This is a genomic window from Halohasta litorea, assembly GCF_024494645.1.
Lineage (GTDB): Archaea > Halobacteriota > Halobacteria > Halobacteriales > Haloferacaceae > Halohasta > Halohasta litorea.
Genome location: NZ_JANHDJ010000002.1, coordinates 549,447 through 564,059, shown reverse-complemented (window position 1 = coordinate 564,059; position 14,613 = coordinate 549,447). Strand labels below are relative to the sequence as shown.

The window sequence follows — 14,613 nt, the reverse complement described above, 5'->3', positions numbered from 1 at the left end:
TTACTCCTCCGGGAGTTTCACGACCTTGAACCAGAAGTTCTCTAACCGGTTGACGATCTCGATGAAGCCATCGAAGTCGACGGGCTTGGTCAGATAGGCGTTGGCGTTGAGTTCGTAGGATTTGGCGATGTCTTCTTCCGACTCGGAGCTTGTCAAGACGACCACCGGAATCCGGCAGAGGTCGTCGTCGGTTTTGAGCTCTTTTAAGACGTCCTGGCCGTCCTTCCGCGGCATATTGAGGTCAAGCAAAATGAGATCCGGCCGGGGTGTGTCGTCGTACTCACCGTTCTGCCTGAGGAAATCCAGCGCCTCGATGCCATCGGTGACGACGTGGAGGTTGTTGGCGAGTTTGCCCTGTTCGAGGGCCTTCTTGGTCAGCATGACATCGCCCGGATTGTCCTCCGCGAGCAGGATCTCGACGGTTTTGTCCGGCGCGCTCATTCCGGCTCACCACCGAGACAGCGGGCCCGCAGTCGAGCTGAAAAACTCATTAGTCTTCCTACGCACCCGTCCGGTTTAGGCATTCTGTCTTATTTTTTATTGGAGAAACGGGGCCGACAGTCAGTTTTCCAGTACAGTCAGTGCTGACCGACAGTTTATGTTTGCGCTCCGGCTAGCAGTCCAGAGACCCAATGAAAGAGACTGTCTCGACTGTCTTCGACGATCTGGAGATCGGGATTACGCTGCACGATCCGGAGACGGGAGCCATCGTCGCGGTCAACAGTCGGCTCGAAACGCTGTACGGGTATCGGGAGGCCGAACTCCAGGAGATGTCGGTTGCCGACTACAGTGCGACCGACGAGGGGTTCACACAGGCCGCCGCCGAGGAGCGTATTCGGGCCGCCGCCGAGGGCGAGCCACAGACCTTCGAGTGGCGGATCGAACAGCCGGACGGCGAGCGCGTCTGGGTCCGAGTTCGGCTCGCGTTGACCCAACTCGACGGCGAGGAGTACGTCATCGCGGAGATCCAGGATATCTCCGAACAAAAAGAACGCCAGCGTACACTCGAAGCCGAACGCTCGTTCATCCAGCAGAGCCTCAACACGCTCGACGACGTGTTTTATATGCTCGATCCGAACGGTCGGCTGGAGCGGTGGAACGACGCTGTCACAGAGGTGACGGGCTACAGCGACCACGAGATCGACGGGATGCACGCCATGGAGTTTTTCGCCGCCGACGATGCCGAGGCCGTCGGGCGCTCGATCACCGAGGTGATCGAAACCGGGTCGGCGGTGGTCGAGGCCGACTACGTCACCAAGGACGGCGAGTCGATCCCCTACGAGTTCACCGGCACACGGCTGACTGACGCGGATGGCGAACCCCGCGGGATCATCGGGATCGGCCGCGATATCGCCGACCGGAAACGGCACCTTCAGCGGATCGAACAGCAGGAACAGGCGTTCCGTCGGCTCCACCAGACGGCCTCGACCTCGGCCCCGTTCGAGGAGAAAGTCGCCGAACTGCTCGATTTCGGTCGGGAGTATCTGCACGTCGAGCAGGGCTTTTTCACCCGGTTCGACGACGGCACACAGGAAATCGTCGTCGGCGTGGGGCCGAACAGTCAGCTCCAAAACGGAGCCACCGCACCGTTTTCCGAATCCTACTGCCGACACACCGTCGATCCCGACTCCAAGAGCCCGCTGACGGTGACTAACGCCGTCGAGGAGGGCTGGGCGGACGACCCGGCCTACGAACGGTTCGAGCTGGCCTGTTATGCGGGCTCGACGATCACCGTCGGCGACGAAGTCGTCGGCACCATCTGTTTCGCCGACCGCGAGCCACAGGACAAGGCGTTCACCGAGATCCAAGAGACGTTCATCGAGCTGCTCAGCGAGTGGATGAGCTACGAGCTCGAACGCGCCGAACGCGAGCGGAAATACCGGCGACTGACCGAACGCATCTCGGATGCTTACTACGCCGTCGACACCGAGTTCACCGTCACCTACTGGAACGACGCGATGGCCGAACGGATCGATGTACCGGCCGACGACGTCCTCGGGGAGAACCTCTGGGAGTATTTCCCCGAGATTGAGGGGACCGTTATCGAACAGCGGTTCCACGAGGCCATCGAGACACAGGAGCCAACGAGCTGTGAGTACTACTACGAGCCCGCCGACTACTGGACCGAACTCCAGATCTACCCCGACGAGGACGGACTGGCGGTGATCTCCAAGGACATCACCGACCGCAAGGCCCACGAGGCCGAACTCGAACGCTCCAACGAACGCCTCCAGGAGTTCGCCTATATTCTCTCCCACGATCTTCAGGAGCCGCTCCGGATGGTGTCGAGCTACGTGGATCTCCTGGAGACGGAACTCGACGAGCACCTCGATGAGGAGACCCGCGAGTACATGACCTTCGCCGTCGACGGGGCCGAGCGAATGCGGGGAATGATCGACGGCCTCCTGCAGTACTCCCGTGTCGAAACCGAGGGTGAGGCGTTCGAACCAGTCGACGTCGAGGCGGTCATCAAGGGAGTTCGACACGACCTGCAGTTGTCGATCGACGAGGCCGACGCCGAGCTGTCGGTGGGTTCGCTGCCGACGATCCCGGCCGACGACGATCAGCTGGGTCAGTTGTTCCAGAACCTCGTCTCGAACGCGATCGAACACGGCGGCTCGACCATCGAAATCACGGGCGAGGAGATCGCCTCGGGCTATCGGTTCGCCGTCAGCGACGACGGGCCGGGGATACCGACCCACCAGCAGGACGAGGTCTTCGGGCTGTTTGACAAAGGCGACGACAGCGACGGGACGGGGATCGGCCTCGCCATCTGCGAGCGGATCGTCACCCGCCACAACGGCGATATCTGGGTCGAATCGACCGACGACGGGACGACGTTCTATGTGACTATCGAAACCCAGTGACCGGCAGCGGAACGAAACCCTTTACAGTATCTGCCCGGTAGAGGGAAGTGAGGGTTCGTGGGTTAGCTTGGCCATACTTCGGGCCTTGGGTGCCCGTGACCCCGGTTCGAATCCGGGCGAACCCATAAAACCGCCGAACGAAGTGAGGCGTGTTTTATTTTCTGTGAGCGCGGATTCGAAGCAGGGAGTGGAGCGAGCAGAGCGCACGCTCTGCGAACGGAACGACTGAGGTTCGAATCCGGGCGAACCCAATATAAAAGCTCGACACGAGCACCTAGTCGGCGGTGTACTAGTTAAAAACTCGACAGCGACCGCTCACAGTCCAGCCGCCGAACAACGCCGAACCTTACGCCAGTGCGTACCGCTCGCCGTCTTTCGAGATAACGTCCTGTTTTTCGAGTGTTTTGAGAATGCTGTAGAGAGAAATCTTCTTCATATTGAGTCCGTCCTGGAGTTCCGTGATCGATGTCGTGCCGTTCATCGAGAGGAACAGATAGACGAGTTTTGCCCGTGGCGACCGAAGGTCGGTCGGGACCTCGACCGCGTGCTTCGACTGTGTGATCATACTCATGGGTTAGGTTCGACAATAATAAAGGTACCCTAAGACAGTCGTCGAAGTCGCGGAGAGGCTCTCTGGTGACCGATATCAGGGGTTTCGACCCCGAAATGGGTTTTCGACGTGCGTCGAGACCGGCCGAATCCGTCGGAAATAGCCGCCTCCTTTCGACTCGTGACGAATCCGTGGGAGACGGACTCACACAAGGCCTCACGGAAGCCACACCACTGCCATCGGGAGCGAATTACATCGGTTTCGGACGGCTGCGCTGCTCGTCGACAGGAGAAAAAACACACGAAACAGGGTAGGTCAGTAGCTGCGGACCTTCGGCTCGTAGGTCTTGTTCTCGCCTTCCAGGATCACCGGGCGGTACCACAGCTCCGGTGAGCCGTCGTTCCAGGAGAGCAGGGTGTGTTTGAGCCACTCGTCGTCCTTTCGCTCCTGGGCCTCCGCACGCCAGTGGGCCCCGCGGAACTCCTTGCGGGCGAGCGCGCCGACGGTGATCGCCTCAGCAAGGTCCAGGAGGTTCTGGGTCTCGATGGTCTGGAGCAGATCCGTGTTGAACGTTTTCGAGGGGTCCATCACCCGCACGTTCTCGTATTCGTCGCGGGCCTCCCGAATATCGCGGAGAGCCTGTTTGAGCCCCTCCTCCTCGCGGAAGACGTTGACGTGGTCGGTCATCGTCTCCTGGACCTTCGAGCGAACCTCCGAGTGGTGGATGCCATCTTCGCCCGACTGGAGCTCGTCGACGCGCTGGCGCTCGGATTCCACCGTTTGTTCGAGCAGCGTGTCGGGGTCGGCCGACCCGCCCGCGGCGACCGCGCCGCCGTCGGCGACAGCGTCGCCGGGCGAGCCGCCCTCGCCGAGTTCGACCGGGGAGTCGATCGTCGCGGTTTCGTACTCGCCGCGTTTGCCGGTCTCGACTTTCGCCTCCTCGATCTCCTTGCCCGCGGCGTGGTAGCCCGCGCGTTTGCCCAGGACGATGAGTTCGGGCAGCGCGTTGCCGCCGAGGCGGTTCGCGCCGTGGACCGACGCACAGGCACACTCACCGGCAGCGTAGAGCCCACCGACACAGGTCTCGCCGTTCTCGTCGGTCTCGATGCCGCCCATCGCGTAGTGTTGGCCGGGTTTGACCGGCATCGGCTCCTCGATCCCATCCGCGCCCTCAAAGTCCTCCGCGAGGTGGAGGATGTTTTCGAGCCGATCCATGATACGGTCCTCGCCGAGGTGGCGCATATCGAGGTGAACGTACTCGTCTTCGATCCCTCTCCCTTCGTTGACCTCCGTCAACTCCGCGCGGGAGACCACGTCGCGGGAGGCGAGTTCGCCGTCGTTGTTGGCGTAGCCGCGTTCGTACATGAAGCGCTCGCCCTCCTCGTTGTAGAGGATCCCACCCTCGCCGCGGACACCCTCGGAGATCAGCACCCCGGTAGAGGGGAGCGTCGTCGGGTGGAACTGAATGAATTCCATATCTTCGAGGGGGACGCCCGCGCGGTAGGCCATCGCCTGGCCGTCGCCGGTACAGGAGACCGCGTTGGTCGTGTGATCGAACGCCTGTCCGGGACCGCCGGTCGCGAGGATTACGCCGTCACGGGCCTTGAAGCCAGCCACTTCGCTGGTCTGGACGTCATAGGCGACGACGCCGTGACAGTGGCGGTCCTCGGGCCGCTCCTCGTCGGTGACCGCGAGGTTCATCACGTACCACTCGTCGTACACCTGAATGCCGCGTTTGACGAGCTGTTCGTACAGCGTGTGGAGTAGCTGGTGGCCCGTCTCTGCGCCCGCGTAGGTAGTCCGTGGGAACGACAGTCCTCCAAAGGGTCGCTGGGAGACGCGGCCGTCCTCCTCGCGGGAGAAGGCCATCCCCCAGTGTTCGAGCTGGATGACCTCGTAGGGGCTGTCCTGACAGAGCGTTTCGATCGCCGGGGCATCGCCCAGATAGTCCGACCCCTTCATCGTATCGTAGGCGTGATCCTCCCAGGAGTCCGCATCCCGGAGTGCAGCATTAATGCCGCCCTCGGCTGCGCCCGTGTGGCTCCGCACCGGGTGGAGTTTCGAGACGATCGCTACGTCGGCACCGGCCTCGTCGGCGGCAATCGCTGCTCGAAGCCCGGCACCGCCCGCACCGACCACGATTACGTCGTGTTCGTACATAATTGATTGTTGGTTTATTGGGTCTGAAGGCTCTTGATACTGACTACCAGAACTTCAGATTCTTCTTGACCGCTTCGCGTTTCAGTTCCTGGATGTGCTCGGTCAGTGGGATGTCCTTGGGACAGACGTTGGTACAGGAGAACTGGGTCTGACACCGCCAGACGCCGTGTTCCTGTTCGATGGTTTCGAGCCGCTCGGTTTTGCGGCTCTCGCCCTCGCGGTCGTCCATCGCAAACCGGTAGGCCTTATTAAGGGCCGCCGGGCCGAGATACTGGTTGTCCCCGGCAGCGATGTTACAGGACGAAAAGCAGGCCCCACACCAGATACACCGCGTCGACATCTTCACCTTCTCTCTGTTTTCTCTGGACTGGCGCTGCTCTTCGAGTTCGCCATCGGGCGTCTCGTCGGGGTCGAAGTAGGGGTCGACCGCCTCCATCTCCTCGTAGAAGTGGTCCATGTCGACGACCAGGTCCTTGACGACCTCCTGGTGTGGCAGCGGTTCGATCCGGACCGGATCGTCGAGTTCGGAGAGCTGGGTTTTGCAGCCCAACCGCTGGTCGCCGTTGACGAAGAAGGCGTCCGACCCACAGACTGCCTGTCGACAGGAGTGCCGGAAGGTCAGCGACGGGTCGTACTGGTCGCGGGCGTAGATCAGCGCGTCGAGGACGGTCATCCCCTTCTCGAAGGGGACGTGGAAGTCGTCGAACCGCGGCTCCTGTTTGCCCTCGATCTCGGGATCGTAGCGGAACACCTTGATGTGCCGCGTCGGCTCGTCGCGTTTGGCCGCGTCGTCGGCTTCGGCCTGTCGTTGGGCGTCCCGACTGCGCTTGTCGGCTTTGGCGTCTTCGCGCCGCTGTTGGGCCGGTGGCGTCGACTCGGCGTCGTCGACCCCATCGGCGGGCGATTCCTCGTGTTCGTGTTGTGGTGGCTGTGTGCTCATGGTTAGAAGAACGTCGTGAATCCGGCCCACGCGTTTGCCGTGCGGACTCCCTGGACCAGCAGCACGACGCTGGCGGCGACGAGCGTCCATTTGACAGCTTGGCGCTTGGTACCTGTTAACCCTTGGTTGACCAAGGCATTATAAACACCGTTGACCCCGTGGAACGTCGCGGTGAACAGGAACAGGATCATCAGCGAGTAGTAGGTCAGCGTCTCCATCCGTGCCTGACTCAGCGCGAAGGTGACTTCGTCGGCGTGGTAGACGAAGTGCAACAGGAAGAAGTGGAACGCGAGCACGACGACGAGGAACGCCGCCGTGATGCGCTGCCAGAGCCAGAGCCGTCCGCCCTTCGTGAACGAGGAGTAGTGCTCAGCCATTTAGAACGCCCCCGCGATGAACGTCGGGACAGAGGCAACCGTGATCGCTCCAGTGAGGATCAGGGATGCGTAGAAACTCTTGTCCTGTGATTCCAGCCCGATTCCGAGGTCGACGAACAGTAGGCGGAGCCCGTTGAGGATGTGGAAGACGGCGACCGCGAGCAAGCCCACCTCGAGAATCCGCACCACGAGGAGGCTTTCGAGCGCGACGATCGTCCCGGTGTACACGTCCACTTGGGTTCCCTCGTACACGACGGTCTCTCCGGCGCTTGCCGGGATCGACGTGCTGAGGACGGCGATATGGGTAAACAGGTATCCCACAAGCACCCAGCCGGTGAACTTGTGAAAGATCCATGCCCACATCCCCGCGGAGAACTCCCGCCAGCGGCCGAAGTCCTCGATAAGGCCCCGATTGTACGACTGACTCATGTCGTGTGAGGATGCGTACCGGGGTGGTATAGAAGTTACGTCGTCGCGCCGACAGTCGACTGACAGTGATCGAATATATCCGGGGCAACGGAGGCCACGCCCCAAGCCGCGAACACCGTACCCACCCGATCAAGCCCCTGTTAGAATCACCAATACTGTTATGTTGGTCGTGGGTCACTTATAAATCAGTCCACACATGAACTGGCGAACGGCCCGTCTGATCATCGGTATTCTCGCAGTCGTCTGTTTCGGGCTCGTGGCATCGGTCGTCTATCCGCTCTCGACATCGACGCCCCACGCCTCGCTGCCGCCCGACGAGCAGTTCTCGCCGGGCGACCGTGAGGCGTTCAGTGTCGAGACGCGGCTCACAGTCGATGGCGAGACGACACTCGCACTCGACGGGACTGCGACCGCCGACGGACCACGGTATATGCGTCTGCGCTGGGGCTCGGATTCGGTTGTGGAAACGTATCAGGCAGGACCGAACGCGACGGTTTATACCCGAATCACGGACTGGTCGGAATCGCGGGCCGACTCGCGGCGAACAGCGATCGAATCCGACGCCGACCGGGAACTCCTTCGGGAGACGGAGACCGACAGAGGGGCGGTGTTCGTCGTCCGGACGAACGACTCCATCGATTTCGCCGCCGAGCTCTCGGGGTCGGCCTCAGTCTTCGTCAACAGCCTCCAGTTGCCCGCCTACGAGCGGGTCGATGGTCCAGGAGAGGGTGACGAAACAGCCACATTCGAACCACAAAACGGCTGGTTCGACGAGGAGTCGGCCTACCGGATCTCGGATGCGTCGGGACAGGTACGCGTCGACAGCGAGACGGGGGCCGTCCAGTCGGCCACCGTTTCCTGGGGGCTCACGCAACCGGCCGACACCTACGCCCACACCCGCCTCGCGCGGCTGTTCGGCGACCAGCCACAACGCTACCGGATCGACTACGACTCCGAAACCGATGCCTCGAACGTGAGCAAACCGGCGTGGGTTCCCGCAGAAGCCTCCACAACGACTCGGTAGGTCGCAGTGGGTTATTAGGTCGCGTCGACGGCCTGTGGGCTCTGCTGGCGTTCGACGACGCGCCGTGTCCGGCCGCCGAGCTCGACCAGATGGCACAGCGGATTGCCCGGATAGACGACCGGGTTCTCCAGGATACCGACCATCAGCCCGGTAAAGGGGGCGGTGACCGCGATGTTGTCGTCCTTGAACGGGTTGGTGATCGTACAGATCACGTCGCCCTCGTGGACTAACGCCCCGCGGTCGTGGTGCATGTCGACGATGCCGCCCACGTCGGCGCGAATCCAGGTCTTCTCGTGGTCGCCGGTGATAATGGTCCGCCAGCCGGGCCACCGCACGGTCGCCTCATCGAGCATTTCGTACTCGGCGAAGACGCTCTCGACGCCCGCCAGCGCCTCGTCGATCAGCGTGCGCTGGAAGCGGTGGGCCTCGCCCATCTCGATGGTGATCGTCGGAATCCCGTCGCGGCTGGCCTCCCCGCGGAGCGTCCCATCTGAGCCGTCGCTGTCGATGACGACGTTGGTGCCGAACGCGAGTGCGAGGCGGTGGACATCGGGGTCGGTCATATCCGCCCGGACGTGGAGCATATTGGTTCGCCCGCGCGTGGACGTGTGGAGATCGATACCGAAATCACAGGGTTCGATGAAGTTGGTGTATATCTGGTGGGCCATCCGTTTGGCGCTCGTCGAGCCCTGTCGCCCCGGAAACGAGCGGTTGAGGTCCCGATCGTAGATCGGGAGGTAGCGCTGCTGGGCGAGAAAGCCGGGGACGTTGAGCACCGGCATACAGACCAGCGTGCCCGCCAGCTCCGAGAGGTCCCAGTCGTGGGCGACCTCCCGGACCACTTCGATCCCGTTGAGTTCGTCGCCGTGGGCCGCCGCCGAGAGGAAGGCCGTGGGGCCGGGCTCGCTGCCGTTGATGATCGTGACCGGAATCCGGATCGGATCGCCGAGATAGGTCTCGCTGATCCCGTAGCGAACGTTTTGGGTTTCGCCAGGGTCGACCTTCCCCCCGTTGTAGGTGAAGGCCCCGTCGTTGCTCATGGCTGTCTGGTTAGAGGGGTTATATATAAATCCACGCGCGGTCGGTCTCGCAGTGGCCGCTCTCGGGCCGGGATGCGTCGACTTTGTACCGAACTACTGTATGGGCCTCCAGGACCCACGCGGCCGTCCTGGATATTATTTATAAACAGTGAGATGGAGTCGCCACCTACGGTTTATCGGCGTCCGATCGAGGGGTCGACCAGCCCGACACGTCACGGGCCACGGCTAGATGAAGTGCGGTAAACAGCACACAGGCACCGAGGCCGCCGTATGCGATGTCGGCAAGCAACAGTGTCGGAAACAGCGGAGACTGTGAGCCAACTGCGACCCCAACAGCAAAGAGAACGATAAGTGTCCCCCGACCGCTGTAGCCGATTCCCCGGAACCAGTTGCCAAACCGGCGGCCGACAGCCGAGTTCGATACCGGCCCGAGACCGAGTGCGAACAGGACGAACCCGGCGACGACTGCGGGAATCCACAGCGACCGAGTAGTGAGCGACAAGCCATACACAACGAGAATCAACACCGCAAGCCCGACCTCCAACCACGTCGGCGGGCGGTCCGGGACGTACGTCGTCAGTCTGGTCCGGAGACCCATATCGCAACCAGATGCCACAATCAAATAACAGTTTCTTACGCTCGAATCGGGTGGTGCCGATGATGGTGCCGTCACCTATTCGAGATGGTCGATCTTCCCCGAGAAGTCCAACTGCCACTCACTACCGTGCTGCTCGATCCGCGTCAGCCCACACAGCGGCGCGTCGACACCCTCGGTCGACCCGACTAGCACACGAGTCACGCCGCCGATCGTGAGCCCGTGGCCGACCATGAGGACCCGCCCATCGTGAGCCGCGGCGATCCGCCGGGCGGCCTCGCCCGCCCGCCGTTCGGCCTCGTGGTGGTCCTCGGGAAATCCCGGTTCGACGAAGGGCGCGTGATCCGGTCGAATGGGGTCGAAGTAGTCGACCAGCGTCTCGGTCGACAGCGTCTCGGGCTCGCTGTCGAACCACTCGGCGTTGCGGTGCTCGCCGAGCCCGGGTTCAAGCCACGCTTCCCGACCGAGCACCCCGTAGATTTCGGCTGTCGTCTGGACCGCCCGCAGGAACGGCGAGCAGTAGATCGCCTCGAAGTCGACTCCCTGATCGGCGAAGAAGCGGCCGACGCGCCAGGCCTGCCACCGGCCGAGTTCGGTGAGTCCTGGATCGTGAACCCGGTCGGCAGTCAGCTCCCAGTCGGGGTCGACCGTATCCTGCCGCTGTCCGTGCCGCACAACCCAGACTGTCTGTGCCATGTGAGCATCATACATTGACTGATACAATTACTTGTTGGCAGTCACGGCCCGCGGAGAGTCCTGCGAGAGGATAGATCAGTGATACCGTCCGTCTACCCCGTTGTCGTACCGATGTTTCTTTGCGTATGTCTCTGGTAAGTATCCGTATGACTGACGACGCGCCCGTTCGAGTCGGGGTTCTGTCACTCCACACCAGCAAAGAGACAAAGGCGATCCTCAACGCGGTCGAAGACCTGGGCCACGAGCCGGTGTGGCTCCGCCGGGAAAACACCGCCATCAGCATCGAAAACAGCGAGGTCACCCTCGAACCTGATGTGGACATCATCGCCAACCGGCTGCTGCTGTCGAACACCGAAGAACCAGCCGAGGGGCTCGGACTCGCAACGACCTTCGAGCGGATTCGCCCGATGCTCAACACGCCCGACGCCGTGCTGGGGGCGATCCACAAGTTCGCCACCGGCGCGACGCTGGCCGACTGGAACATTCGAGTGCCTGACGCCCTGCTCGCGCTGTCGAACGACCGGCTCAACGAGGGACGGGAGCGGTTCGGCGACGTCGGCGTTTATAAAACTGCCATCGGCACCCACGGTGGCGGCACCTGGAAGGTCGATCTCACCGAGCCGGTCAACCCGAAAGTCGGCAACCGGCAGGCGTTCCTCCAGGAGATGATCGACCGCGACGACGAGGCCCACCGGGATCTCCGGATCTACACGGTCGGCGACGAGATCATCGGCGCGATGTACCGCTACGCCCCCGAAGGGGATTGGCGAACGAACGTCGCCCTCGGCGGCTCCGTGCAGGACGCCAGCAATGACCTCCCCGAGGAGGCCGCCGAAACCGCGCTCTATGCGGCAGACGTGTTGGGTCTCGACTACGCGGGCGTCGACCTCGTCGAGGGCCACGACGGTTGGTTCGTCCTGGAGGTCAACCCCACGGCCGGATTTAAAGGGCTCTACGAGGCGACCGAGACGAGTCCCGCGCCCTACATCGCCCAGCTGGCCATCGAGCGCGCTGGCGGCGAGGTCGACCCCGAGCGCGTCGAGGGGCTGTCGAACACGCTCGACGACTCGATGCCGTCGTCGATGCCCCGGCCCGAGCCGCCGACGAGCGAGGAGATCCCGATGATCGGCTACATCGAGGACGTTGTCGTCATCGGCACCAGCGGTTCCCGGCAGACCCTCGCCAAGTCTGATACGGGCGCGACCCGCAGCAGTATCGACACCAGTCTCGCCGCCGAGATCGGGGCCGGACCGATTAAAAGCATGACGCGGGTGCGCTCTGGAAGTAGTAAAACTGGCAAAGCGCGGCCCGTGGTCGACCTCGTGATCGGGATCGGCGGCAACCAACACACCGTCACCGCGAGCGTCGAGGACCGCGGGCATATGGACTATCCGCTGCTGCTCGGGCGGGATATTCTGCAGCATTATCGGGTGGATGTGCGCCGACGGGCCGACAGCGACCATCCGGCCGGAACCGAGGCGGATCTCGAAGAGTGATCGTTCGCGAGACAGCGGGCTACAAAGCCACGAGCTAGCCGCCAGTAATGAACTCGTTTCGCGTATCGTTCAGCACCTCACGGGCATGACCGGCCGGGTCGGCGAGTTCGGGGTCGTAGGTCGCGAACACCGCTCCGTCGGCGAGGACGAACGTTCGGCGGTCGGTGGTGCCCTCTGTGGTGTCGAGACCGAAGGCCTCGGCGACAGCACCGTCGGGATCTGCAAGCAGATCGAACAGAATCCCCTCCTCGTCGGCGAACTCGGCGTGGCTGTCGACGTCGTCCATCGAGACGCCGTACACCGCGATCCCCGCTTCCCGATATTGAGGGAGGAGGTCCTGGAAGTCGTTGGCTTCGATGGTACAGCCGCCGGTGAAATCCTTCGGATAGAAGTAGACGACTGTTGGCTCGTCGAATGTCGGTGTGATATCCTCGCCGTACTGGTTGGCTGCAGTAATCTCGGGTGCTGGGTCACCGGGTTCAAGCATACGTGACAATCACGCCCGCCGTACTTGATGGCTTTGTCCGTCGACGTGACTACCGCTCGGGTTCGACAGCAGCTCCCAACGGCGTTCCCACGACTGACTCGACGACAGTGCAGGTCGCATGATCGAACCGTGCCGTACCCGCTCAACCGCAGGTAGGATTACATAGTTCGGATCGCTATGATGGGCGTATGCATCACACACGTCGACGGTATCTTCGGTTTTTCGGTGGGGGCGGCTCCGTCCTTATCGCTGGGCTCGCTGGCTGTACCGGCGGCAGCGGACCCGACGACAGCCCGAACGAAACGCCGCCTGAGACGAACGGCTCCGGCGAAACGCGCCCCGAAGGGACCGGCGGTCCTGGAGTCACCATCGCCTCGACTGACGAGGCTCCGGACCTCCCTGTCGAGCCGACGGTCGAACTCGTCCGCGATACCGCCACCGAAGATCACCCGCCGCGGCTCCGGACGACGCTCACCAACACGGGCGACGAACCGGTGAGCGTCGGCGAGGGCCGGGCGGTCCACTTCGAGTACGTCGCCGACGACTCCGGGGTACTCACACTCCTCCCGGGTGACAGCGACAGCGAGTATCCGGCCGAGGCCGACTGCTGGCGGCTGACCGAGGGAATCGCCATTACCGAGGAGTACCGGACGTTCGAGATCGACGCCGGTGAGTCGAGCAGTCGGCTCGTCGATCTGTATGCCACACCCGACGCTGATGGCTGTTTGCCTGTGGGAGAGTATCGCTTCGAGTCGACGATCGGGATCGTCGGAGACGATGCCGAGGCAGAATCGTCCGCAGCGTGGGGGTTCTCGATATCATTGGAGTAGCCGTCAGTGCCGTAACGGCATCCCAGTCGTTAGGCTTCTAGTCGCTCACGTGCCGCGGCCACGATCAGCGGGAGATGTACGGTCGCATCCCCAAGCACCGTCACGTTGCGCGCCTCTTTCGTCATTTTCCCCCAGGAGCGCGCCTCGTCGAGGGTCGCCCCGGAGAGCCCGCCCGTCGACGACGAATCCATCGTGATCTGGACGCCGTAATCGTACGCGCCGGGCGTCACGAGCATCGTCTGGAGCGTGAAGTTCTTCGGCACGCCGCCGCCGACCAGCAGACAGCCCGCGGTGTCGGCGTCGTAGGCCAAATCCGTGAGGGGGGTCATATCCGCCAGCGCGTCGAGGGTGAGATCCGAAATCTGGGAGTACATCCAGGCCTGCAGGCCGAAGACCGAGTCCTGGACCGCCGGACAGTAGATCGGCACGTCGTTTTCGTAGGCCGCCGCCGCGATCCCGGCGTCCTCTTCGATATCCTCTTGTTCGTTGCGCTCGGCGTTCGCCTTCCCGAGTTGCTTGCAGAGTTCGGCGATGCCGACGGAGTCCTTGTCCGCGAGCGGCGGAAAGACGTTGTCGCGGAGGTGGGACTCCAGGAGCGAAAAGTACTCCTGGGGAAGGTAGACGTTATAAATACGGTCGACCTGCTCGTCGCGCAGTTGCTCGTCGAACTCCCGCTCGTCGAGGTCGGGATGCTCGTGGTCGCCGTGGTGATGCTTACCGCCGATGGCCTCGATGGAGTCGTGGGTGAGGTTTGCGCCGGTGGTGACCAACACGTCGACGTGGCCATCGCGGATCAGGTCAGCGACGATCTGCCGCATTCCAGTGGGGACCATCGCGCCCGCCAGCGACATGAAGACGGTGCAGTCGTCGTCCGCCAGCATTTCGGTGTAGATGTCGACCGCCTCGTGGACGCCCGCCGCGCCGATTCCGGCGTGGCCGTACTGGTCGGCCAGGTCGCCGACGCTCATTCCGCCCCAGACGTGGCTGTGGCCGATCGGGTCGTGATCGAAGGTGGTACGTTCGGGCTCCTCGTATCCGGTGGCCTCGTCGCCTTCGTCTGTTGACTCGTGATCCTCGGTCATTGCCCGATTTGGGTCGGCCACCGGTTTGAAGCGTGCGGTT

Annotated in this window: 15 protein-coding genes and 1 tRNA gene; 5 read left to right on the top strand and 11 right to left on the bottom strand. The window is 62.7% G+C overall.

Annotated features, from left to right (window positions below; genetic code table 11):
- A complete protein-coding gene (locus NO877_RS07700) occupies positions 1–441 on the bottom strand; it encodes a response regulator (RefSeq protein ID WP_256395739.1) in 441 nt (146 codons plus the stop codon).
- A gap of 191 nt (positions 442–632) precedes the next feature.
- Between NO877_RS07700 and NO877_RS07695 the strand changes: the two genes are divergently transcribed.
- Complete coding sequence (locus NO877_RS07695; RefSeq protein WP_256395738.1) at positions 633–2,867, top strand: PAS domain-containing sensor histidine kinase; 2,235 nt, start codon at positions 633–635, stop codon at positions 2,865–2,867.
- A gap of 51 nt (positions 2,868–2,918) precedes the next feature.
- Positions 2,919–2,992: transfer RNA gene (locus NO877_RS07690), tRNA-Pro, on the top strand.
- 221 nt (positions 2,993–3,213) lie between these two features.
- Here the strand turns inward: NO877_RS07690 and NO877_RS07685 are convergent.
- The 5 genes from NO877_RS07685 to sdhC all read right to left on the bottom strand — a co-directional run bounded on the left by NO877_RS07685 (position 3,214) and on the right by sdhC (position 7,323).
- Positions 3,214–3,432: a TrmB family transcriptional regulator gene (locus tag NO877_RS07685; RefSeq protein WP_256395737.1), complete on the bottom strand. Its 219-nt coding sequence runs from the start codon at positions 3,430–3,432 to the stop codon at positions 3,214–3,216.
- A 300-nt stretch (positions 3,433–3,732) separates the two neighbouring features.
- Positions 3,733–5,577, bottom strand: a complete 1,845-nt coding sequence (locus tag NO877_RS07680; RefSeq protein ID WP_256395736.1) for an FAD-binding protein — start codon at positions 5,575–5,577, stop codon at positions 3,733–3,735.
- 43 nt (positions 5,578–5,620) lie between these two features.
- On the bottom strand, positions 5,621–6,517 hold the full coding sequence (locus tag NO877_RS07675) for a succinate dehydrogenase/fumarate reductase iron-sulfur subunit (protein ID WP_256395735.1): 897 nt from the start codon (positions 6,515–6,517) through the stop codon (positions 5,621–5,623).
- A gap of 2 nt (positions 6,518–6,519) precedes the next feature.
- On the bottom strand, positions 6,520–6,894 hold the full coding sequence (locus tag NO877_RS07670) for a succinate dehydrogenase/fumarate reductase transmembrane subunit (protein WP_256395734.1): 375 nt from the start codon (positions 6,892–6,894) through the stop codon (positions 6,520–6,522).
- Positions 6,895–7,323 (bottom strand): succinate dehydrogenase, cytochrome b556 subunit, encoded by a 429-nt coding sequence (sdhC, locus tag NO877_RS07665; protein ID WP_256395733.1) that lies wholly within the window; start codon positions 7,321–7,323, stop codon positions 6,895–6,897. It lies immediately after the preceding gene.
- Between the two features lie 196 nt (positions 7,324–7,519).
- On the opposite strand from sdhC, the gene NO877_RS07660 reads away from it, so the two are divergent.
- Positions 7,520–8,347, top strand: coding sequence for a hypothetical protein (locus NO877_RS07660; protein ID WP_256395732.1), 828 nt, complete (start codon positions 7,520–7,522; stop codon positions 8,345–8,347).
- 14 nt (positions 8,348–8,361) lie between these two features.
- On the opposite strand, the gene NO877_RS07655 is transcribed toward NO877_RS07660, so the two are convergent.
- The 3 genes from NO877_RS07655 to NO877_RS07645 all read right to left on the bottom strand — a co-directional run bounded on the left by NO877_RS07655 (position 8,362) and on the right by NO877_RS07645 (position 10,678).
- Entirely contained in the window at positions 8,362–9,387 is a 1,026-nt protein-coding gene (locus NO877_RS07655; protein ID WP_256395731.1) for a succinylglutamate desuccinylase/aspartoacylase family protein, read from the bottom strand.
- A gap of 166 nt (positions 9,388–9,553) precedes the next feature.
- Positions 9,554–9,985: a hypothetical protein gene (locus NO877_RS07650; RefSeq protein ID WP_256395730.1), complete on the bottom strand. Its 432-nt coding sequence runs from the start codon at positions 9,983–9,985 to the stop codon at positions 9,554–9,556.
- Between the two features lie 75 nt (positions 9,986–10,060).
- Positions 10,061–10,678 carry a histidine phosphatase family protein gene (locus NO877_RS07645; RefSeq protein WP_256395729.1) on the bottom strand — a complete coding sequence of 206 codons (618 nt, stop codon included), beginning with the start codon at positions 10,676–10,678 and terminating at the stop codon, positions 10,061–10,063.
- Positions 10,679–10,824: 146 nt separating this feature from the next.
- On the opposite strand from NO877_RS07645, the gene NO877_RS07640 reads away from it, so the two are divergent.
- Positions 10,825–12,174 (top strand): putative ATP-dependent zinc protease, encoded by a 1,350-nt coding sequence (locus tag NO877_RS07640; RefSeq protein WP_256395728.1) that lies wholly within the window; start codon positions 10,825–10,827, stop codon positions 12,172–12,174.
- A 34-nt stretch (positions 12,175–12,208) separates the two neighbouring features.
- On the opposite strand, the gene NO877_RS07635 is transcribed toward NO877_RS07640, so the two are convergent.
- Positions 12,209–12,661, bottom strand: coding sequence for a peroxiredoxin (locus NO877_RS07635; RefSeq protein ID WP_256395727.1), 453 nt, complete (start codon positions 12,659–12,661; stop codon positions 12,209–12,211).
- 188 nt (positions 12,662–12,849) lie between these two features.
- On the opposite strand from NO877_RS07635, the gene NO877_RS07630 reads away from it, so the two are divergent.
- Complete coding sequence (locus NO877_RS07630) at positions 12,850–13,491, top strand: hypothetical protein (protein WP_256395726.1); 642 nt, start codon at positions 12,850–12,852, stop codon at positions 13,489–13,491.
- A 29-nt stretch (positions 13,492–13,520) separates the two neighbouring features.
- Here the strand turns inward: NO877_RS07630 and NO877_RS07625 are convergent, their stop codons facing one another.
- Entirely contained in the window at positions 13,521–14,573 is a 1,053-nt protein-coding gene (locus NO877_RS07625; protein WP_256395725.1) for a deoxyhypusine synthase, read from the bottom strand.
- Between the last annotated feature and the right edge of the window lie 40 nt (positions 14,574–14,613).